16 protein-coding genes are annotated in these 20,515 nt (G+C 66.8%); 11 read left to right on the top strand and 5 right to left on the bottom strand.

Annotation, left to right across the window (positions count from 1 at the left end):
- The first annotated feature begins 7 nt into the window (after positions 1-7).
- Positions 8-379: a HesB/IscA family protein gene (locus NDB2M1_RS20940; protein ID WP_072384626.1), complete on the top strand. Its 372-nt coding sequence runs from the start codon at positions 8-10 to the stop codon at positions 377-379.
- 7 nt (positions 380-386) lie between these two features.
- The gene (locus NDB2M1_RS20935; RefSeq protein WP_072384625.1) at positions 387-1,724 is read left to right on the top strand and encodes an oxygenase MpaB family protein; all 1,338 of its coding nucleotides are present in this window, start codon (positions 387-389) and stop codon (positions 1,722-1,724) included.
- Here the strand turns inward: NDB2M1_RS20935 and NDB2M1_RS20930 are convergent.
- From NDB2M1_RS20930 to thrS, 4 genes are all read right to left on the bottom strand, one after another.
- The gene (locus NDB2M1_RS20930; RefSeq protein WP_054121423.1) at positions 1,721-2,029 is read right to left on the bottom strand and encodes a PilZ domain-containing protein; all 309 of its coding nucleotides are present in this window, start codon (positions 2,027-2,029) and stop codon (positions 1,721-1,723) included. The two genes, NDB2M1_RS20935 and NDB2M1_RS20930, sit on opposite strands and share 4 nt — an antisense overlap.
- A gap of 106 nt (positions 2,030-2,135) precedes the next feature.
- Positions 2,136-3,071 (bottom strand): hypothetical protein, encoded by a 936-nt coding sequence (locus NDB2M1_RS20925; RefSeq protein WP_072384624.1) that lies wholly within the window; start codon positions 3,069-3,071, stop codon positions 2,136-2,138.
- Positions 3,072-3,161: 90 nt separating this feature from the next.
- On the bottom strand, positions 3,162-3,860 hold the full coding sequence (locus tag NDB2M1_RS20920; RefSeq protein WP_082364544.1) for a sulfite exporter TauE/SafE family protein: 699 nt from the start codon (positions 3,858-3,860) through the stop codon (positions 3,162-3,164).
- Between the two features lie 41 nt (positions 3,861-3,901).
- A complete protein-coding gene (thrS, locus tag NDB2M1_RS20915) occupies positions 3,902-5,896 on the bottom strand; it encodes a threonine--tRNA ligase (protein WP_072384623.1) in 1,995 nt (664 codons plus the stop codon).
- A gap of 68 nt (positions 5,897-5,964) precedes the next feature.
- Here thrS and NDB2M1_RS20910 point away from each other — a divergent pair, with 68 nt between their 5' ends.
- The 5 genes from NDB2M1_RS20910 to NDB2M1_RS20890 all read left to right on the top strand — a co-directional run bounded on the left by NDB2M1_RS20910 (position 5,965) and on the right by NDB2M1_RS20890 (position 15,024).
- Positions 5,965-6,750, top strand: a complete 786-nt coding sequence (locus tag NDB2M1_RS20910) for an alpha/beta fold hydrolase (RefSeq protein ID WP_371328227.1) — start codon at positions 5,965-5,967, stop codon at positions 6,748-6,750.
- 10 nt (positions 6,751-6,760) lie between these two features.
- Positions 6,761-7,765: a tetratricopeptide repeat protein gene (locus tag NDB2M1_RS20905; RefSeq protein ID WP_143146861.1), complete on the top strand. Its 1,005-nt coding sequence runs from the start codon at positions 6,761-6,763 to the stop codon at positions 7,763-7,765.
- On the top strand, positions 7,762-8,775 hold the full coding sequence (locus NDB2M1_RS20900) for an LLM class flavin-dependent oxidoreductase (protein WP_072384622.1): 1,014 nt from the start codon (positions 7,762-7,764) through the stop codon (positions 8,773-8,775). The genes NDB2M1_RS20905 and NDB2M1_RS20900 overlap by 4 nt, the downstream gene beginning before the upstream one ends.
- 179 nt (positions 8,776-8,954) lie before the next feature.
- Entirely contained in the window at positions 8,955-13,697 is a 4,743-nt protein-coding gene (locus NDB2M1_RS20895; RefSeq protein ID WP_072384621.1) for an NAD-glutamate dehydrogenase, read from the top strand.
- Positions 13,698-13,785: 88 nt separating this feature from the next.
- Complete coding sequence (locus NDB2M1_RS20890; RefSeq protein ID WP_072384620.1) at positions 13,786-15,024, top strand: NAD(P)/FAD-dependent oxidoreductase; 1,239 nt, start codon at positions 13,786-13,788, stop codon at positions 15,022-15,024.
- Here the strand turns inward: NDB2M1_RS20890 and queG are convergent.
- On the bottom strand, positions 15,008-16,075 hold the full coding sequence (gene queG, locus NDB2M1_RS20885; protein ID WP_072384619.1) for a tRNA epoxyqueuosine(34) reductase QueG: 1,068 nt from the start codon (positions 16,073-16,075) through the stop codon (positions 15,008-15,010). The genes NDB2M1_RS20890 and queG overlap by 17 nt on opposite strands.
- 46 nt (positions 16,076-16,121) lie before the next feature.
- Between queG and NDB2M1_RS20880 the strand changes: the two genes are divergently transcribed.
- The 4 genes from NDB2M1_RS20880 (at position 16,122) to msrB (ending at position 20,487) form a co-directional block, all read left to right on the top strand.
- Positions 16,122-17,144, top strand: a complete 1,023-nt coding sequence (locus NDB2M1_RS20880; protein ID WP_072384618.1) for an ABC transporter ATP-binding protein — start codon at positions 16,122-16,124, stop codon at positions 17,142-17,144.
- A complete protein-coding gene (locus NDB2M1_RS20875; RefSeq protein ID WP_072384617.1) occupies positions 17,144-18,382 on the top strand; it encodes an ABC transporter permease in 1,239 nt (412 codons plus the stop codon). The genes NDB2M1_RS20880 and NDB2M1_RS20875 overlap by 1 nt, the downstream gene beginning before the upstream one ends.
- 91 nt (positions 18,383-18,473) lie before the next feature.
- On the top strand, positions 18,474-19,808 hold the full coding sequence (locus tag NDB2M1_RS20870) for a cytochrome P450 (RefSeq protein WP_072384616.1): 1,335 nt from the start codon (positions 18,474-18,476) through the stop codon (positions 19,806-19,808).
- 190 nt (positions 19,809-19,998) lie between these two features.
- The gene (gene msrB, locus NDB2M1_RS20865) at positions 19,999-20,487 is read left to right on the top strand and encodes a peptide-methionine (R)-S-oxide reductase MsrB (RefSeq protein WP_083555008.1); all 489 of its coding nucleotides are present in this window, start codon (positions 19,999-20,001) and stop codon (positions 20,485-20,487) included.
- The last annotated feature ends 28 nt before the right edge of the window (positions 20,488-20,515 follow it).

The raw sequence follows: 20,515 nt of genomic DNA, 5'->3' as shown, positions 1-20,515 counted from the left end.
TGAAATCATGACCACCGACACGACCACCCGCCCCAAGGCCCGCCCCCGACCCGCAGCGGTCATCCTCACGCCCTCCGCCGAGGCGCGTGTGGCGAAGCTGATGGCAAGCGCGCCGGAGGGCATGATCGGGGTCAAGCTCTCCACCCCGCGCCGGGGCTGTTCGGGTCTGGCCTATTCGGTCGACTATGTGGCGCAGGCCAATCCGATGGACGAGCGGATCGAGACGCCGGGCGGCACCTTCTTCATCGACGGGGCCTCGGTGCTCTACCTCATCGGCAGCACGATGGACTGGCAGGAGGATGATTTCACCGCCGGTTTCGTGTTCCAGAACCCCAATGCCAAGGGCTCCTGCGGCTGCGGGGAAAGCTTCACGGTTTAGGCCCCGCGTGCCCACACCCATTGCCGAGCTGCGCCAGCGGATTGCCGCGCAGCGCACGGACAATCCGGCGATGTATGGCGCGGTCGATTTCAGCATTCAGCCCGAGCGCCTGCTATTGGATGGTGACATCGCCGGCAGCGAGCTCCGCTCGTATCCCAAGGTTGCGGCCAAGCTGCTCGAGAACACCGAGCTGATGGAGCGCATGGCTGCCTATACCCTGATGGGCGATGCTGTGGCTGATCCCTATGCCGCGTTCATGCCGGAATATGGTTTCCGGCGGCTGGTCGATCTGCTGGTCGAAGCCTGCGACAAGGGCGTCGACAAAGTGGAAGGCGCGCCTGCCGAGCTCGTCACCTTCATCCGCGCGATGGAAGCGACGCCTGCATGGGTCGACATGGCGAAAGTTGAGGAAGGTGCAAGGCTGCACCGGGTGAGTTTTGCCAATGTCGCGCCGTGGGCCATTCGGGGCGCCTTCGTCGCGACGTTCATGAACAAGTACGCCGCACTGCCGATGGCGCTGACGGGCACGCTCTCCAACAAGACCGCCGCGCGGCGGATCAAGGAGACCGCGACATTCTTCGGCACTTCGGTATTGCCCGGCGCGCTGGCGCGGTTCGGGCCAGGGTTCAAGGCGGCGGCGATGGTGCGGCTGATGCACTCGATGGTGCGCTTCAACGTGCTTTCGGGCGGCAAATGGGACCAGCAGGTCTACGGCATTCCGATCCCGCAAGTGGACCAGATGCCGGCGGGGCTGATTTCGGACTTTCTCATTTCTTCCAAGGTGCTGAAGGAAGGCCGCAGCGACTTTACGCCGGAAGAGCGCGCGCAGATCGAGCTGTCGCGCTACCGCTGCTTCCTGCTCGGTCTGCCGGAAGACCTGCTGGCCGAGACGCCGCAGGGGATCGTCGACATGTGGAATGCGCGGGCGCTGACGCTGCGGGCGGGGTTTGACGAGACGACGTGCGGCGGCCTCTTGCGCGCGACGCTTGAGGCCGATCTGATCGACACCTCGACGCCGCAAGGACAAGTCCGCGCCCGGCTCGAACGTTCGTTTGCCAAAGTCTATTTCATGCAGAACTTCTGCAATGGCAGCGAGAAGGCGGCGGCGCGCTTCGGCGTGCAGATCCGCGCGATCGACAAGTTGCGCGCGACGGCGGTCGGGGTAGGCCTGATGGGGCAGATGCGACTTTATGGCGTTGCCGCAAAGACGCCGGTGGTGCGCCACCTCGCCGACCAGCGGCTGGTGGGCAAAGTGCGCGGCTACCTCGGCAGCCTGGGGCACGCCGAGTTCACGACGGATGCCGCGAAGTACAAACCGACGGCGGCGGTGAAGCCTGCGGCTTAGAGCCGTCGCAACTTGATCGGTGCTGGTTCAGCCAGCAATGTATCGACCTCACGCGAACCGAGGGGCCGGGCAAACTCGAGGCCGAGCCGCGCACGGTCCGACCAGCGGATGATGGCGCGGGTAACGACCGTGCCGAAATCGATCTCGACAAACTGGCCACTGGCGCCGTCGGCAAGGTCATTGCTTTCGATCTGGCAGCCATAGCGCGAGATATCGAAGATGCGCTGCACCCGCCCGGCGGGGTTTTCACCCGCGCGCTGGCGACGGACGCGGCGATTGTCGACTGCGTCTTCGTGCGTCAGCATTCTGGCCGGAATGTGCATAGACGTCCCCTTGCGATGGGACCGTTATGCCTTGGTCGGGTAAACGCTTCTTGCAGCCAGAATGGCTAATTTCGCGTGAAGAGCGGTCTCACCCTTCGGCGAGAAACGCCAGCAGGGCCTGTTCGAGCGGATCGATCTGGCCGTCGTTGCCGATGCGGGTGTCGAGCCACTGCTGTTCGCTTCCGGTCACAGCGGCATCAGCGACGGCTTCTCTGGTAAAGTTGCGCGCGGAGGGGCTCGTGAGCAGGTCGCGGGCTGCAGAGCGCAGATCGCCGGCGGCGACACTGCCCATACGGCGAAAGAAGCCGCTCAGGCCGCCCGAAGGATGGTTCATGAAGGCTTCCAGCTCGGCGGCACGCTCGCGGGTGAGACCCTTGGCGCCCTGCCAGCCTTGCAGGTAGTTGCCGACGCCTTGCACGAACAGGCGCTGCCATTCGGCGGCGTTATCGGCGCCGAGGGTCGCATCCTTGAGGCGGAACAGCATTTCGGCCTCGCGCTGGCTCACGGCGGCAGGCCGGTCGCCGCCGCTCGCGAAGATCACGCGGCGCAGCAGCTTGCATTCGGCTGCGGTGATCGATCCGGCGCTGAGGTGGCCGCCGTCGCGCGTCGGGCCCTCGCCGGTCAGTACCGAGTGCTCGATCTGGGCGAGGGCGTAGTCCTTGAGGCGATCCGGGGTGCCGAGTGCCTTTTCGAGCACGCGGACGAGCAGTTCAAGTTCCCCTGCCGAATCGAGGCGCCCGTCATTGTCGAGCTTGGCGATCAGCCAGTCGGCGGTCTCATCGGCGACATAGCCGCGCGGCTCGGTGCCATTGAGGACATATTCGCCGACCGCTTCGACGAGGAAGTCGATCCATTCGGCACTCTTGGCGGAGACCATGTCGTTGATCGCGAGAATGGCTTCGGCTTCAGTCTCGTCGATCCGGCCATCGGGCCACGCGGAGCGGCGCAGGGCCAGCACTTCCTCGGGAGTGATCGCGCCGTCGGCCGCGGCCTGACGTGCAAGCTCGGGGAAATTGATCGTCATCGGCAGTCCGTCCGGTTGTCCAGTCGTGGCACCTATGGACCGACGAGGGTTACTTTGGCGTTACCCATGATACGGCCCGCCTTAGGCAGATCAGCCGAGCAGGCGGACGACAGCCATGAGAGCCGAGACCGCGAGCAGCAGGCCGACGAAGCCGCGCCACAACGTATCGCTAACCTTCCCGAAGGCGAGCGAGCCGAGGTGATTGCCGAGGAGGACCGGCCCGAACAGGAGCAGCGCGAAGAGCGCATCGCGCCAGGACGCCAGCCGCAGGACGAGGGCAGCAGCCGTGCTGGCGGTGGAGGTCAGCAGGAACACGGTGAGCATCGAGGCGCGGGCGACTTCGCGCGGGATCGGGCGGCGCAGGTAATAAGGCACGACCGGCGGGCCGGGCATGCCGGCGAATCCGGTGAGCAGGCCCGAGGCGACGCCAGTCAGCCCGGTTTCCAACTGGCCCGGGGCATGGCCGGGTTTGGCAGGGAGCAGCACCATCACGAAGGCACCGATGGCGACAGCGGCGATGACCACACGCGCGACGGCGGGCGGCGTGGCGAACAGTGCGAGGAGACCCGGCGGCGTCATCACCATGGCAAGCCCGCCGATCACGCCCGCGCTTTTTTCGCCCGCCTTCCACACCTTGCGCGCGCCAACGAGGCCGATGAGGAGGCCGAGCATGTTCGAGACAACGACCGCCTCGCCTGGGCGGATCACCAGCGCGATCAGCGGCACCAGCAGGATTGCCATGCCGAAGCCCGCAAGGCCCCGTACGAAGGCGGCAACGAACGCCGCCAGCGCACAGAGAGCCAGCGAGAGCAGCGGCAGATCGAGCGTGATCAGCTCCGCAGATCCGGCGGGGTCGCTTCGGCCTTGAGCATCGCAAGTGCCTCGGCCAGCGGCATCACCTTCTGGTGCTGTTCGCCCAGCGTGCGGATCGCGACAGTGCCTTCCTCCGCCTCGCGCTTGCCGACCACCAGCAGATAGGGGACCTTCTGCAGAGAGTGCTCGCGCACCTTGTAGTTGATCTTCTCGTTGCGCGTGTCGGTCTCGCAGCGGATGCCGGCGGCGCGCAATGCGGCCGTTGCTTCATGCGCATAGTCGTCCGCATCGGAGACGATGGTGGCGACGACGGCCTGCACGGGCGCGAGCCAGGCGGGCAGGCGGCCCGCGAAATGCTCGATCAGGATGCCGATGAAGCGTTCGTAGGAACCGAATATCGCGCGGTGGAGCATGACCGGACGGTGGCGCTCGCCATCCTCACCGATATAGCCCGCATCGAGCCGTTCGGGCAGCACGCGGTCCGACTGGATCGTGCCGACCTGCCAGGTGCGGCCAATGGCGTCGGTGAGATGCCATTCGAGCTTGGGCGCATAGAACGCGCCTTCGCCGGGGAGCTCTTCCCAGCCATATTCCGGCGTGGCGAGACCGGCCTCGATCACCGCATTGCGCAGTTCGTGCTCGGCCTTGTCCCACATCTCCTCGGTGCCGAAGCGCTTCTCGGGGCGCAGCGCCAGCTTGATCGAATAAGTGAAGCCGAAGTCCTTGTAGATGCGGTCCGCCAGTTCGCAGAAGGCGCGCACTTCGGAGACGATCTGGTCCTCGCGGCAGAAGATATGCGCGTCGTCCTGCGTGAACTGGCGCACGCGCATCAGCCCGTGGAGCGCGCCGTGCGGCTCGTTGCGGTGGCAGCAGCCGTTTTCGTAGAGGCGCAAGGGGAGTTCGCGGTAGGACTTGAGGCCCTGCCGGAAGATCAGCACGTGGGCCGGGCAGTTCATCGGCTTCAACGCCATCCACTCGGCGTCGTCCGAAACGATCGGGCCTTCGTCCTTGGTGTTCGGCACTTCGTCGGGAATGACGAACATGTTCTCGCGGTACTTGCCCCAGTGGCCGGACTGCTCCCACTGGCGCGCGTCCATCACCTGCGGGGTCTTGACTTCCTTGTAGCCCGCGCCGTCAATGGCGCGGCGCATATAGGCCTCGAGCTCGCGCCAGATGCGGTAACCCTTGGGGTGCCAGAACACCGAGCCATGGGCTTCCTGCTGGAGGTGGAACAGGTCCATTTCCTGCCCCAGCTTGCGGTGATCGCGCTTGGCCGCTTCTTCCAGCCGCGTGAGGTGCGCATCGAGCTGCTTCTTGTTCAGCCAGCCGGTGCCGTAGACGCGGCTGAGCATCGCCTTCGACTGGTCCCCACGCCAGTAGGCGCCCGAGACGCGCGTGAGCTTGAAGGCCTGCGGATCAAGCTTGCCGGTGGAGGCAAGATGCGGCCCGCGGCACATGTCGAGCCAGTCATCGCCGGACCAGTAGACCGTCAGTTCCTCGTTCTCGGGGAGTTCAGCGGCCCACTCGGCCTTGAACGTCTCACCCTGCTGCTTCCAGCGGCTGATCAGCTGCTCGCGGCTCCAGACCTCGCGGCGGAGCGGCTTGTCCGCAGCGATGATCTTGCGCATCGCGTCCTCAATTGCCGGAAGGTCCTCCTCGGTGAAGGGCCGGTCCTTCGGCGCGAAGTCGTAATAGAAGCCGTCGTCGGTCGCGGGGCCGAAAGTGATCTGCGTGCCGGGGAACAGCGCCTGCACCGCCTCGGCCAGCACGTGGGCATAGTCGTGGCGCACGAGCTCGAGCGCATCGGCCTCGTCGCGCGCAGTGACGAGCGCGAGCGCGGCATCGCCTTCGAAGGGGCGGGTAATGTCGAAAAGCTCACCATCCACACGCGCGCCGATCGCGGCCTTGGCAAGGCCCGGGCCGATCGCGGCGGCAATGTCTGCCGGGGTCGTGCCGGGCGCGACTTCACGCACGGAACCATCGGGCAGGGTGATCTTGAACATTTCGGACATGGTAACTCTCGCTGGTGTTCCGGGCGCTTTGGCAGAAACTACCGCCATGCGGAAGGCCGGTTTTGGGAATGAGCAGCGCCGAATGCGTTGGCCTTGGCGCGCCGAGGTGGCACAAGCGCGGCATGACCCAGTACATGACCATGCCTTCCGGCGAACGGATGGCCTATCGCTACCTGCCGGGCCAGGGCCCTGCACTCGTGTTCCTTCCCGGCTACATGTCCGACATGAGCGGCGGCAAGGCGCAAGCCTTGATGGCGCATGCCGAGCGGCGCGAAAGGGCCTGCCTGCTGCTGGACTATAGCGGGCTTGGGCAGAGCGAAGGCGTGTTCGCCGAAAAGACTCTGCCGCTATGGCGCGACGAGGTGACCCTGCTGCTGGACGGGCTCGGAATCGAGCGCGTGGTGCTTTGCGGCTCGAGCATGGGCGGCTGGCTGATGCTGCTGCTGGCCGAAGTGCTGGGGAACCGGGTGGCGGCGCTGGTCGGCCTCGCGCCGGCGCCGGATTTCAGCGAATGGGGCTTCACCGACGAGCAGAAGGCCGTGTTTGCGCGGGGCGAGACGGTCTACGAGGACAACATCTACGGGCCGGAGCCGACCCCGACTTATGCGAAATTCTGGGCTGCCGGCCAGAAATGCCGGGTGCTGGCCAAGGGTATCGCCTTCGATGGCCCGGTGCGGCTGATCCACGGGCAGGCCGATCCGGACGTGCCGTGGGACATCTCCATCCGGCTTGCGGCCGCGCTGCGTTCAGCCGATGTGCAGGTGCAGCTGATCAAGGATGCGGACCACCGCCTGTCCCGCCCGTCGGATATCGCCGTGCTCCTCGCCGCGCTGGATGCGCTGGGCGGGGCCTGAAGGATCCCTGATGCTGTTCCTGCTTTCCGCTCTGGTTGCCGCGCAAACGCCCCTTGCCCTGGACGTCTGGCACCAGATCGGCCCCAATCCCCGGCAATACGAACCCTCGCCGCTGCCGATCCCGCGCCGCAAGCGCGTGACCGAAGTACCGCCGCCGAAGCCGGGCGAGACACCGCAAGCGACGCAGACGGGCATTCCAGCTGCGCCGGTCGAGACCGCACCGCGGCCGACGCGGTATACGCTGTGCCTCAAAGTGGGCGAGAAGGATCTGGCCGCAGGCGTCGCCGCTGCCCGCGCATGGCTTGCCGAAGCGGCCAAGGCGGCGACACCGGATACGGCGCATGGCGCTGCCGCGCAGTGTCTGGGCCAACTGCTTTTGCAGCAGGGCGATTCCGCTGGGGCGGAAGCGGCCTTTGTCGAAAGCGCGGGGCAGGTGCCCGCCGACAAACAAGCTGCCGCAGCGGCGTTGCAGACGATGGCCGGGAATGCCGCGCTGGCTGGCGGGCGCGCTGAAACCGCGCTGGGTTGGTTTGACAAGGCGCTTGCTCCGCTTCCATCCAGCGCGTCCAGCGCGGACGACAACGCGGTGCGCGGCGCAGCGCAGATCGGCCGGGCGCGCGCGTTGGTTGCGCTGGGGCGCCTGCCCGAAGCGAGCGGTGCCCTGCAGGACGCGCACCGGCTCGCGCCGAACGATCCCGAAGGCTGGTTGCTCTCTGCCACGCTGGCGCGGCGGGGCAAGGATCTGGAGCGGGCGCAGCGTGATATCGAAGTCGCGGCCAGCCTTGCCGCGCGAGGCGATCCACTCGGTCCGCCTATTGGCCTCGAGGCGGGCGTGATCGCCATGCTTTCGGGCCGCGAGGATGCCGCGCGCAAATCGTGGGAATCGGTCCTGGCACTCGCGCCGGACAGCGCGGAAGCGGCGACGGCCAAAGGATATCTTGACCAGATCGGACCAGCTCCCACATCATCCGCACCGGCAGCAGCCGCTGCCGCGCCACCGGAGCCGCCGCGATGAGCCTCGAAAACCTCAAGCTGTCCGTCCTCGACCTCGTCCCCGTGCGCGAGGGCGGGACAGTGAGCGAGGCGCTGGCCGAAGCGGCAGCGCTGGCGAAGACGGCGGAGGACCTCGGCTACAACCGCTTCTGGGTGGCCGAGCATCACGGCATGGAAGGCATCGCCGGCGCTGCCGTCTCGGTCGTGCTGGCGCATATCGGCAATGCCACTTCGCGCATCCGGCTCGGTGCGGGCGGGATCATGCTGCCAAACCACAACCCGCTGGTGATCGCCGAACAGTTCGGCGCGCTCGACGCGCTGTTTCCGGGGCGGATCGACCTCGGGCTCGGCCGCGCGCCGGGGGCCGATCAGCGCATCCTGCGCGCGCTGCACAAGGACATCCACCAGGCGGCCGAGAGCTTCCCCAATGACGTTGTCGAGCTGCAGCTGCATTTTGCCGGCGATCCGCGTCTGCCCCTGCAGGCGACGCCGGGGCTCGGGGCCAAGCCGGAGATGTGGATCCTCGGCTCCAGCCTGTTCGGCGCGCAACTCGCGGCAATGCTGGGCCTGCCCTATGCCTTCGCCTCGCACTTTGCGCCCGACCAGCTCGACGCGGCGCTCACGCTTTACCGCGAGCGGTTCCAGCCTTCGGAGCGGCTTGAAAAGCCCTACGTCATGGCCGCCATCAACGTGATCGCAGCGGAGACCGACGAGGAGGCCGTGCTGCTTGCTTCCTCGATGGACCAGTCTTTCGTGCGACTGCGCACCGGATCGCCAGGCAAGCTGCCGCCGCCGGTGCCGGGCTACCGCGACAGCCTGCATCCCTCCTCGCTCGCGATGCTCGATCATATGCGGCAGGTCAGCGCCATCGGCAGCGTGAAGACGGTGCGCGAGCGGCTGACGGCTTTCCGCGCGCGGACCGGAGCGGACGAGCTGATTGTTTCGGGCTCGACTTTCGATCCGGCGCTGCGCCACCGCAGCCTCGCGTTGACGATGGATGCGCTCAAGACCGACTTGGCCGTTCCGGCATAATAGCCAATGACGCCGAATTCCTAAGGCTCCTCCCGCTTGCCTCTGCGCCGATGCCGGAGTAGGCTTCGCATGATTAGTTCATGGGTGTGACATAAAATTACGCACCCATGACGACAAGAAGGCGCGCCGCTGACAGGGCAAAACCTGCGGGGTGATCGCGCCGGGAAGCAGGAGCGACCATGGCTACGAAGACCGCCGACACCGGCGCCGATGCGATTCTGTCGCAGGCGCTGTCCCAGACTCTGGCCACGCGTTTTGCGAACTCGTTGCTGCCCGCGGAAGCAGCGGAATTCGATGCGGAGCGGCTGGCAGGGGCGGCAAGCTTCACGTTGAAGGCGGCCGCCATGCGTTGTGGCGCAGAGCCGGCCATCGCCATCGAGAGCATCGGCGGCCAGTCCGGGGCGGGCGGCGGCGCGCGCTATCTGCGCATCGCGGTGATCAACGACGACATGCCGTTCCTGGTCGATTCCATCGCAGCGACGATTTCGGCGCAGGGTCTGGCCATCGACCGGCTGGTGCACCCTGTTGTGGCGGTCCGGCGCGATCCTGAAGGCAAGCTGTTAGGCCTGCCCGAGGGTGATGCCGTGGGCGAACGCCGCGAGTCCATGGTCTATCTGGAAACCGAGCGCGTCGATGCGCGCGAACGGCGCGAATTGCTGGCCGCGCTGCGCGCCACGCTGGCGGATGTTCACGCCGCGGTTGCTGACTGGCCGCGCATGCAGGCGGCGATGCAGGAGGATGCCCGCACGCTCCCCGATCAGGAGGGCGCCGCGCTACTGCGCTGGCTGGCCGATGGCATGCTCACCCAGCTCGGCCATGTCGTTCAGCACCGGGATGGTTCGCATGCGGAGGCGCTTGGTATCTGCCGTGCGAGCGATGCGCCGCTGCTGGCCAAGGCGAGCTACGACCGTGCGTTCAAGTGGTTCGACCGGCTGGGCGAGCGCGGGGCCGATGCGCCGCGCAGCCCGCTTATCGTCAAGGCGAACCGCATTGCGCGTGTTCACCGCCGCGTGCCACTCGATCTGTTCATCGCGCCGGTGATGGAAGGCGGCAAGGTTGTGGCGCTTTCGGTCCATGCGGGCGTGTGGACCAGCGCCGCGCTGGCCGCGACGCCGGACCGCATTCCGCGCATGCGCAGCCAGCTTGAAGCGCTGATGGACAAGTTCGGCTTTGCGCCCAACGGTCATGCCGGCAAGGCGCTTGCCCATGCGCTCACCGCTCTGCCGCACGATATCCTGATCAGCTTTGACGAAGCCGACCTCGAACGGGTCGCGACGACGATGATGACTTTGATCGACCGGCCGCGCCCTCGCCTCGCGCTCGTCGCCGCGCCGCTTGCGCGCCACCTGTTCGCGTTTGTCTGGTTGCCGCGCGATGTGCAGTCGACTGAGCTGCGCCACCGCGTGCAGGCCATGCTCGAGGCCGCGACCGACGCGCCTATCCTCGACTGGAGCCTTTCGGTCGAGGGCGGGACGCTGGCGCTGATGCGCTTCGTCATCGATATCCGCGATGGCGCGGCGCTGCCCGATGAAGCCGCGCTCGACATGGCGCTGCAGACGATGGTGCGCGGCTGGGGCGCCGCAGTCGAAGCCGAGCTGGCCAAGGGTGAAGACCCGGCGCGCGCCGCCGCCATCGCCGCGCGCTATGCCGAGGCGTTCCCCATCGGCTATCGCAGCGCCTATGGCCCGGCCGAAGCAGCCGACGATATCCGTGTGCTGCGCGCGTTGACGCAGACCGATGCCCCGCGCCGCGCGGTGCGGCTCCACCGCCTGCCGGGCGAGGAAGGCCTGCGCCTGAAACTCTATCAGCGCGAAGGCGCGATCGTGTTGTCGGACGCGGTGCCGGTGCTGGAGAACTTCGGCTTCCGCGTACTGGAGGAAGTCCCGACCGCACTCGCCAAGGGCCGACTGGGCTTCATCCATGATTTCCTTGTCGCGCTGCCCGAAGGGATCGAGGGCGAAGGACTGCTCGCGCGCAAGGAGGCCATCGAGGAGTCGCTGGCCGCCGTGCTCAATGGCGGGGCCGAGGATGACCTGTTCAACCGCCTGATCGTGACGGCAGGGCTTACCGCGCGCGGCGCCAACTGGATGCGGGCGTGGTATCGCTACTTGCGGCAGGCCGGGATGACGTTCTCGATCGCGACAGCGGTCGAAGCACTGCGCAGCGCCCCCAAGGTGACGCGCGGGCTGATCGGCCTGTTCCTTGCCCGCCATGATCCGGCGTTCGAGGAAGACCGCGCCGCGGCCGAAGCCCGCTTTGCCGAGCAGATCCGCACAGGGCTCGCCGGAGTGGCCGCGATCAACGATGACCGCCTGCTGCGCCAGTTCCGCGCCCTGGCCGAAGCAATTCTGCGGACCAATGCGTTTTCGCCTGCTGCGGCCGAAGCGCTGGCGTTCAAGATCGATTCCGCGCTCGTCCCCGGCCTGCCCAAGCCGGTGCCATGGCGCGAGATCTTCGTTTACTCGCCGCGCGTCGAGGGCATCCATCTGCGCGCCGGCCCAGTCGCGCGTGGCGGCCTGCGCTGGTCCGACCGGCGCGACGACTTCCGCACCGAAGTGCTAGGCCTGATGAAGGCGCAGCGCGTGAAGAACGCGGTGATCGTGCCGACGGGCGCGAAGGGCGGCTTCTATCCCAAGCAGCTCCCCGACCCGGTCCGCGCGCGCGAAGCCTGGCTCGCCGAGGGCCGCGCAAGCTATCAGGTGTTCATCCGCACGCTGCTTTCGGTGACGGACAACATCGTCGGCGGTGAAGTGGTCCATCCGGGAGACGTGGTGATCCGCGATGGCGAGGATCCCTATTTCGTCGTGGCGGCTGACAAGGGCACCGCGACGTTTTCGGACATCGCGAATGCGATCGCCGAGGACAAGGGCTTCTGGCTGGATGATGCTTTCGCCAGCGGCGGCTCCAAGGGCTATGACCACAAGGCCATGGGCATCACCGCCAAGGGCGCCTGGCTTTCGGTGCAGCGGCATTTCCGCGAGCTCGGCGTTGATGTGCAGACGCAGCCGATCACCGTGGCGGGCTGTGGCGACATGTCGGGCGACGTGTTCGGCAATGGCATGCTGCTGTCGAAGGCGCTCAAGGTCGTCGCGGCCTTCGATCACCGGCATGTTTTCCTTGATCCCACGCCCGATCCGGCGGCGAGCTGGGCAGAACGCGCGCGACTTTTCGCACTGCCGCGGTCGAGCTGGGATGACTACGACAAGGCGCTGATCTCGCCGGGCGGCGGCGTGTTCCCCCGCTCGATGAAGCAGATCCAGCTGACGGACGAAGTGCGCACGCTGCTGGGCGTCGAGGACGCCGAGCTTGAGCCCGAAGCGCTGATCACCGCGATTCTCAAGGCGCCGGTCGACCTGCTCTGGTTCGGCGGCATCGGGACCTATGTGAAGGCCTCGAGCGAAAACAACGTCGCCGTGGGCGATCCCGCCAACGATGCCCTGCGCATCAATGGGGAGGACGTGCGCGCGCGGGTGATCGGGGAAGGCGCCAATCTCGGCACCACGCAGGCCGGCCGCATCGAGTATTCGCTGGTTGGCGCCCCAGGACGAAATGGCGGCCGCGGCGGGCGGATCAACACCGACTTCATCGACAACTCGGCGGGCGTCGATTGTTCGGACAACGAAGTCAACATCAAGATCGCGCTCGCTTCGGCCAAGCGTGCCGGGCGGCTCGACGAGGATGGCCGCGTCGCGCTGCTGACCGCGATGACCGACGATGTTGCGGCGCTCGTGCTGGAAGACAACCGCCTGCAGGCCCTCGCGCTGTCCATTGCCGAACGCGGTGGGGCTGGTGCGGCGCCAGCCTATGCGCGGCTGGTCGATGTGCTCGAGGAGAATGGCGACCTTGATCGCAAGACCGAGGGGCTCGCCAGCAGCGAGGATATGCTGCGCCGTGCAGCAGCGGGCCACGGCTTTACCCGGCCCGAACTCGCGGTGCTGCTCTCCAGCGCCAAGCTGGTGCTGCAGCGTGCACTGGAGGAAAGCCCGGTGGTCGATGATCCGGTGCTGGAGGCCGATCTTTTCGCCGCCTTCCCGCCGCAGATGCGCGAGACCTTTGCCGAGGATATCCGCACCCACCGCCTGCGCCGCGAACTGATCGCGACCAAGCTGGCCAACCGGATCGTCAACGATCTCGGGCCGGTGCATCCCTTCGAGCTGGTGGAGGAGGAAGGCGTCAGTCTCGCGCAAGTGGCGGCGGCCTTCGTTGCGGCGGCGCGGCTGCTCGATCTCAGGGGTATCTGGACCCTGCTCGACGGGCCGGATGGTGACTTGATGCCGGAACAGGTGCGGCTCTCGCTCTATGCCCGCGTTGCCGAAGTGTTGCGCGGCCACATCGCCGATGTTCTGCGCGCCGGGCGCGGGACGTTCGAGCCGGGCAAGCTGATCGCCGAACTGTCGCCGGGTGTCTCGCAGCTTTCGGCCGCAACCGGCGAACTGCTGCAGGGCGAGGCCAAGGTGCAGGCGCGGCGCATGCTTGCCGAACTGACCGATGCGGGCGTCCCCACTCATGTGGCAGAGCGCATCGCACACCTCGTCGACATGGACGGGGCCATCGGGCTGGCGCACCTTGCGGCGGTGCGCGGGATCGATCCTTCTGCGCTGACGACGGCGTTCGCCACACTGGGCACGGCGCTCGGACTCGACTGGGCGCAGCAGGCGGCCAGCCGCATGAGCCCCTCCGATCCATGGGAGCGGCTGCTGGTGGCCGGCCTCGCGCGCGATTTCCAGCAGATGCGGCTCGATTTCCTCGCCCGTGCCGCCGGGCAGGATCCGGCGGCTGCAGTCGCGCAGTGGCTGGAGGCGCAGGCCGCTCCGGTGCGCAATTTCCGCGCGTTGACGGGCCGGGCGCAGGGTGCTGGCGGGGTTGCTCCCGCCATGCTGGCGCAGCTGGCAAGCCAGGCGAGGACCTTGCTGGCTCGCTAGGAGGCTTTGCCGCGCCGGACATAATCACCGGCATAGTTGACGCGCCGCGACTTTTCGCCAAATCCGCGCTCACACAAGGAGAGTGGATATGAGCGGGACGGACCTTTCGGCGGATGTGGTGATTGTCGGCGCGGGCCATGGCGGCGCGCAGGCGGCGATCGCGCTGCGGCAGAACGGGTTTGCCGGCACGGTCATGGTGGTGGGGCGCGAGCCGGAGCTGCCATACGAGCGCCCGCCGCTCTCGAAGGAATACCTTGCGCGCGACAAGACGTTCGACCGCATCATGATCCGTCCGGAAGCGTTCTGGGCGGACAAGGCGGTGACGATGCTGCTCGGCACCGAAGTCACCGCGATCGATGCGGCGGCGCATGTCGCAACCCTGAGCGATGGACGCACTCTCCAGTATGGCCACCTGATCTGGGCAGCGGGCGGCGACCCGCGCAAGTTGACCTGCGCGGGAGCCGATCTGGTGGGTGTCCACGCGGTCCGCACGCGGGAGGATGTCGACCGGCTGATGGGCGAGCTCGATGCCGGGGCGAAGCGCGCCGTGGTGATCGGCGGCGGCTATATCGGGCTGGAAGCAGCGGCGGTGCTGACCAAGCTCGATTGCCACGTGACCCTGCTCGAGGCCCTGCCGCGCGTGCTGGCGCGCGTTGCGGGCGAGGCGCTTTCCGCGTTCTACGAGGCCGACCACCGCGCGCATGGCGTGGACCTGCGCACCGGCGTCGCGGTCGATTGTCTGGTGGGTGAGGGTGGCAAGGTGACCGGCGTGAAGCTCGCCGATGGCACGGTGCTCCCGGCTGATCTCGTGATCGTCGGCATCGGCATCATCCCTTGCGTCGAACCGCTGCGCGCGGCGGGCGCCGAAGGAGCGAACGGTGTGATGGTCGATGGCCAGTGCCGCACGTCGCTGCCTGATGTCTTCGCGATCGGCGATTGCGCCGCGCATGCCAACGCCTTTGCTGATGGTGCGGTCATCCGGCTGGAGTCGGTTCAGAACGCCAACGACATGGCAACCGTCGCCGCCAAGACGATCTGCGGGGTGGAGGCCGCTTACCACGCCGTACCGTGGTTCTGGTCGAACCAGTATGATCTCAAGCTCCAGACGGTCGGCCTTTCGACCGGTCACGATGCGGTCGTCACGCGCGGTGATCCGGCTACGCGCAGCTTCTCGGTGATCTATCTGAAAGCGGGCAAGGTCGTGGCGCTCGACTGCGTCAACATGGTCAAGGACTATGTGCAGGGCCGCAAGCTGGTGGAGACCGGCGCGGTGATCGCACCCGAGAAGCTGGCCGACGCGGGCACCCCGCTCAAGGAACTGGCATAGCCCCTGCGAGGCGGTCCAAGGCCCAGCTCGCGGCATCGGCCACGGCTGGATCCGGATCGGTGAGCAGGCGCTGCACCGGGGCCATCAATTTGGGATCGCTGCCGTTGCCCGCAGCATAGAGGCAGTTGCGCACAAACCGGTCGCGCCCGATGCGCTTGATGGGCGAACCTGCGAACAACGCACGGAAGGCCGCGTCGTCCAGCGTGAGCAGTTCGGCAAGGCGCGGTGCGGCGAGTTCGGCGCGGGGAAGGAACGCTTTGTTCGTCGCAGCCGTGCCAGCAAAACTGTTCCACGGGCAGACCGCCAGGCAATCGTCGCAGCCATAGATCCGGTTGCCCAGCGCGGCGCGAAACTCGTGCGGGATCTGCCCCTTGTGCTCGATGGTGAGGTAGGAAATGCAGCGCCGCGCATCGAGGCGATAGGGCGCCGGGAAGGCCCCGGTCGGGCAGGCCGTCTGGCAAGCTGTGCAGCTGCCGCAGCGGTCCGCATGTGGCGCGTCGGGATCCAGCGGGAGCGTGGTGTAGATCGCGCCGAGGAACAGCCATGAGCCATGGCTGCGGCTGACGAGATTGGTGTGCTTGCCCTGCCAGCCGATCCCCGCCGCTTCGCCCAGCGGCTTTTCCATAACCGGGGCGGTATCGACGAAGACTTTGACTTCGCTGCCGGGCACTTCGCTCACGATCCACCTCGCGAGGGCCTTCAGCGCGCGCTTCACCACATCGTGATAGTCGGCGCCTTGCGCATAGACCGAAATGCGCGCGCGGTCTTTTGCAGCCGCCAGCGCGAGCGGATCAGCGGCGGGGGCATAGCTCATCCCCAGCGCGATCACGCTCTGCGCTGCGGGCCAGAGCGATTGCGGACCCTTGCGGTGATCGAAGCGGGTCTCCATCCACTCCATAGAGCCGTGGTTCCCCTCCGCCAGCCACTGCTCCAGCCGTTCGGCGCGCAGCGGATTGTCAGCGGCGGGGGCGATCCCGCAGGCGGCGAAACCCAGCTTGGAGGCTTCGTCCTTGATGCGCGAGACGAGAGTGGTTTCCGCGCCGTTAACCAAACTTGCTGCCCCCCTCGTTCATGCCTTACGGTTAACGGCAGATCGCATGAAGATCGAACCCTTTGCCTCCTTTACCGGGACGCCCGTGCTGGACAACGCTCCATCTGCCGATCTGGCAATCGAGGCGCGCGGCCTCGTGAAGCGCTTCGACGGCTTTACCGCCGTCGATGGCGTCGACATTTCCGTGCCGCGCGGCGCGATCTACGGCATTCTCGGGCCCAACGGCGCGGGCAAGACGACGACCTTGCGCATGCTGCTCGGCATCATCGATCCCGATTCGGGCTATCGCCGCGTGCTGGGCCACGAACGCCCGACCGAAGTCGCGCGCCGCATCGGCTATCTGCCCGAAGAGCGCGGGCTCTATCCGGCGATGAAGGCGGTCGAGGCCATCGCTTTCCTCGCCGCACTGCGCGGGGTCCCGCTCAAGGAAGGGCGCCGCCGCGGGCAGGAACTGCTCGAGCAGCACGGCCTCGGCTATGCGGCGGACCGGCAGATCCGCCAGCTTTCCAAGGGCATGGCGCAGCAGGTCCAGTTGCTCGGCACCTTGGTGCACAATCCCGATCTCGTGGTGTTCGACGAGCCGTTTTCCGGCCTCGACGCGCTCAACCAGGGCAAGCTTGAGCGGATGATCCGCAGCCTGGCCGAACGCGGGACGACAGTGATTTTCTCCACCCACGTCATCGCCCATGCCGAGCGCTTGTGCGACCAGATCGCCATCATCGCCGGCGGCAAGGTGCCGTTCGCGGGTCCAGTCGACGCGGCGCGCGATCGCCTGCGCCCGCAAGTCCGCCTCGAAACCCGCGCGCAGGACGGGCCGTGGCGGGCCGCCATCCCCGCCGATGCGCGCCACGAAGGCCGCTTCTGGTTCTTCACCCTGCCCGAAAGTGGGGTCGAGCCGCTGCTGCGCGCGCTGATCGAAGGCGATGCCGGCATTCTCTCGCTCTCGATCGAGCGCCCCGGCCTTCATGATGCGTTCGTTTCGATTGCGGGCGAAGCTGCGGCCCGCGCGCTGGAGGAATCGGCACAGGAAGAGGCCGAGAAAGCCAATCAGAAGAAGGGCCGCCGCTGATGCTTCGCAATCATTTTGCCGCCGCGTGGGTGATCATGCGCCGCGATTTCAGCGCGGTGATCTTCTCCAAGACCTTCATCTTCTTCCTCATCGGCCCGCTGTTTCCGGTGTTCATCGGCGCGATGGCGGCGGCGGTCGGCTCGCAGGTTTCGCGTGACATCGACAATCCGGTGATCGGCATCGCCATGCCCGCGCATCAGGGGGACGCGATGGTTGCGGCGCGCGGCAGCCTTGCGCCGAAGATGTCGGGCTTTGTGCCGGAATACACTGTGCTGGCGCGGCTGGAGCCGGGCGAGGCGTTTGACGCCCGCACTGTGCTTGCCAGCAAGGGCGTGAAGGGTGCCCCGCAACTCGCCGCCGTGGTGACGGGCACGCTCGACAAGCCGGTGCTGACCGGCAGCTCGGAACGGGTCGACCAATGGCGCGGACAGATCGCGCTGATTGCGGCAGAGGCCGGTGCGCCGGGGCCGCGGACGTTCCCTGAAGTGAAGGAAGACAAGATCGCGACGACTGCCGCCAAGCAGCATGTCGATCTCGCGGTGACGGCGCAGGCCGGGCAGGTGCTGCTGTTCCTGCTGACGATGCTGCTGGCGGGCATGGTGCTCTCCAACCTCGTCGAGGAAAAGGCCAACAAGATCATCGAAGTGCTGGCCGCTTCGATCCCGATGGATGCGCTGTTCCTCGGCAAGCTCTTCGCCATGCTCGCGGTCAGCCTTGTCGGCATCGCGGTGTGGGGCTCGGTCTATGGCATGCTGATGCTGGCGGGCATGAAGTCGATCCCGCTGCTGGCGACACCGGCTGTCGGCTGGCCGCTGTTCTGCGTGCTCGGCTTCCTCTATTTCGCGATGGCCTACCTGCTGCTCGGATCGCTGTTCCTTTCGATCGGCGGCATGGCGACCACGGTGCGCGAAGTGCAGACGCTTTCCATGCCGGTCACGATGATGCAGCTCATGGTGTTCTTCTTTGCGAGCTATGCGCTGGCGCGGCCGGGCACGTGGATCGAGGTTGCGAGCCTTGTCTTCCCGGTCAGCTCGCCCTTCGCGATGCTGGCGCAGGCGGCGCAATCGCCGGTGCTCTGGCCGCATGTTATCGCGCTGGTCTGGCAGGCGGTGTGGGTCGGCGTGATCATCCGCGTGGGTGCACAGCTGTTCCGCCGGACAGTCATGAAGTCGGGCCCGGCGCGCGGGCGCAAGAGCCGGGTGGGGGGCTGGTTGCGGAGATCAACCAAGGCTGCCTAAAGCTTATTGACAGCCATGTAGGTTGCAAGGATAGTATCCACCGAGTGACAAGGGCGGCCGCCCGGAGCTGCCCGCACCCGGAAGGATTGCCATGGCCACCCAGCTCGCCCCCGAAGCGCCGTTCACCTATCGCACCTCACCAACCGCCAACGAAGCGTTCGAGGAATGGCTGGCCGCCAATCCGCAGGCGCGGCCGCACCACACCCACAAGTGGGACGTCAGCCGTTCGGACATCTACGTCGAGGACCGCTGGGGCCCGATCTTCGCTGAAATGCGGCGCGAGGCGCCGATCAACAAGGTGACCGGCACGCCTTACGGCGACTATTGGAACATCGTGACCCACAAGGCGATCCAGCACGTCGAATCGCTGCCTGAGCTGTTCTCCTCTTCGTGGGAGCATGGCGGCATCACGATCGGTGATCCGCCGGAGGATATTGACCCGGCCAAGCTTGCCGAGCGCCAGCTGCCGATGTTCATTGCGATGGACCGCCCCGAACACACCGGCCAGCGGCGCACCGTCGCACCTGCCTTCACCCCTGCCGAGATCGCGCGGATGGAAGCGGAAATCCGCCACCGCACCGGCGAAGTGCTCGACAGCCTGCCGTGGGGCGAGAAATTCGACTGGGTCGACAAGGTTTCGATCGAGCTGACCACCGGCATGCTCGCGATCCTGTTCGGCTTCCCGTGGCAGGACCGCCGCCTCCTGACCTTCTGGTCGGACTGGGCGGGCGATGTCGAGTTGACGCTGGCGCAGGACCTTGCCGATACGCGCTTCGGCCTTCTCCAGGAAATGGCGCACTATTTCAGCCGCCTGTGGATGGAGCGGATGGGCAAGGCGCCGAGCCCGGACCTCATCTCGATGATGATCCACTCGCCCGCTATGTCGAAGATGAGCCCGCAGGAGTTCATGGGCAATCTCGTGCTGCTGATCGTCGGCGGCAACGACACCACGCGCAACACGATGTCGGGCATCGTGCATGCGCTCGACCAGTTTCCGGATCAGCGCGCGCTGCTGGAAGGCGATCCCTCGCTCATTCCGAACGCGGTGCAGGAATGCCTGCGCTTCGTGACGCCGCTGGCGCACATGCGCCGCACGTGCACGGCGGACAACGAGCTGTTCGGCCAGCAGATCAAGGCCGGCGACAAGGTCGTGATGTGGTACCTTTCGGCCAACCGCGACGAGACGGTGTTCGAGAACCCGGACAAGCTGATTGTCGACCGCCCCAATGCGCGCCGCCATCTCGCGTTCGGCCACGGCATCCACCGCTGCGTCGGTGCGCGTCTGGCCGAACTGCAACTGCGCGTGCTGCTGGAGGAAATGCACGAGCGCAAGATGCGCGCGCGTGTGGCGGGCGAGGTGAAGCGCGTGCGCGCCAACTTCGTCCATGGTTTCCGCAAGATGGAAGTCGTCCTCGAAAAACGCTGAACGGCTCCTATCGGATCGGGTCAGATTCCGTTCAGGTAGCGAGGCTTAGGAGAGGGGCGTCCCGCCGGTGGGTTACCCCGCCCCCCTCCCCGGCCCACGGCGGGACTCCTTCTCACCTGAATGGCCCACTTGATCTGCTGCCTGTCGCATCGGATGTAACGCCTTGAGCCATCCCGCCGAACCGGACGCCATGAAACCTTCGCGTCGCAATTTCCTCGCTTTCCTCACCGCCACTGCCGCCATGACAGCGGCGGCCTGCGGTGCGCCCGCTGCGGCCACCCGCAAGGGCACCTTCCCGCTGCACCACACCGAAGCGGAATGGCGCAAGCTCCTCACCCCCGCGCAGTACTACATCCTGCGCGAGGAGGGGACCGAGCGGCCGTTCACTTCCGCGCTGCTCAAGGAGCACCGCAAGGGTACCTTCGTGTGTGCGGCGGACGGCACTGCAGTGTTCGCCTCCTCGACCAAGTTCGACAGCGGCACCGGCTGGCCCAGCTTCTGGACACCGATCAAGGGCGGCATCGGCACATCGACCGACACCTCGTTCGGCATGACCCGCACCGAAGTGCATTGCTCGCGCTGCGGTGGTCACCTTGGTCACGTGTTCGATGATGGCCCGCCGCCGACCGGCAAGCGCTACTGCATCAATGGCGATGCGCTGAAGTTCGTGCCCGCCTGATAGAGCCTGTTCACGCGCCGCCTGCTGT

The sequence above is a fragment of the Novosphingobium sp. NDB2Meth1 genome (genome assembly GCF_900117425.1).
Classification (GTDB): domain Bacteria; phylum Pseudomonadota; class Alphaproteobacteria; order Sphingomonadales; family Sphingomonadaceae; genus Novosphingobium.
Note: the sequence above shows the minus strand (reverse complement) of the source record. Positions and strands in the feature narration are given on the sequence as shown.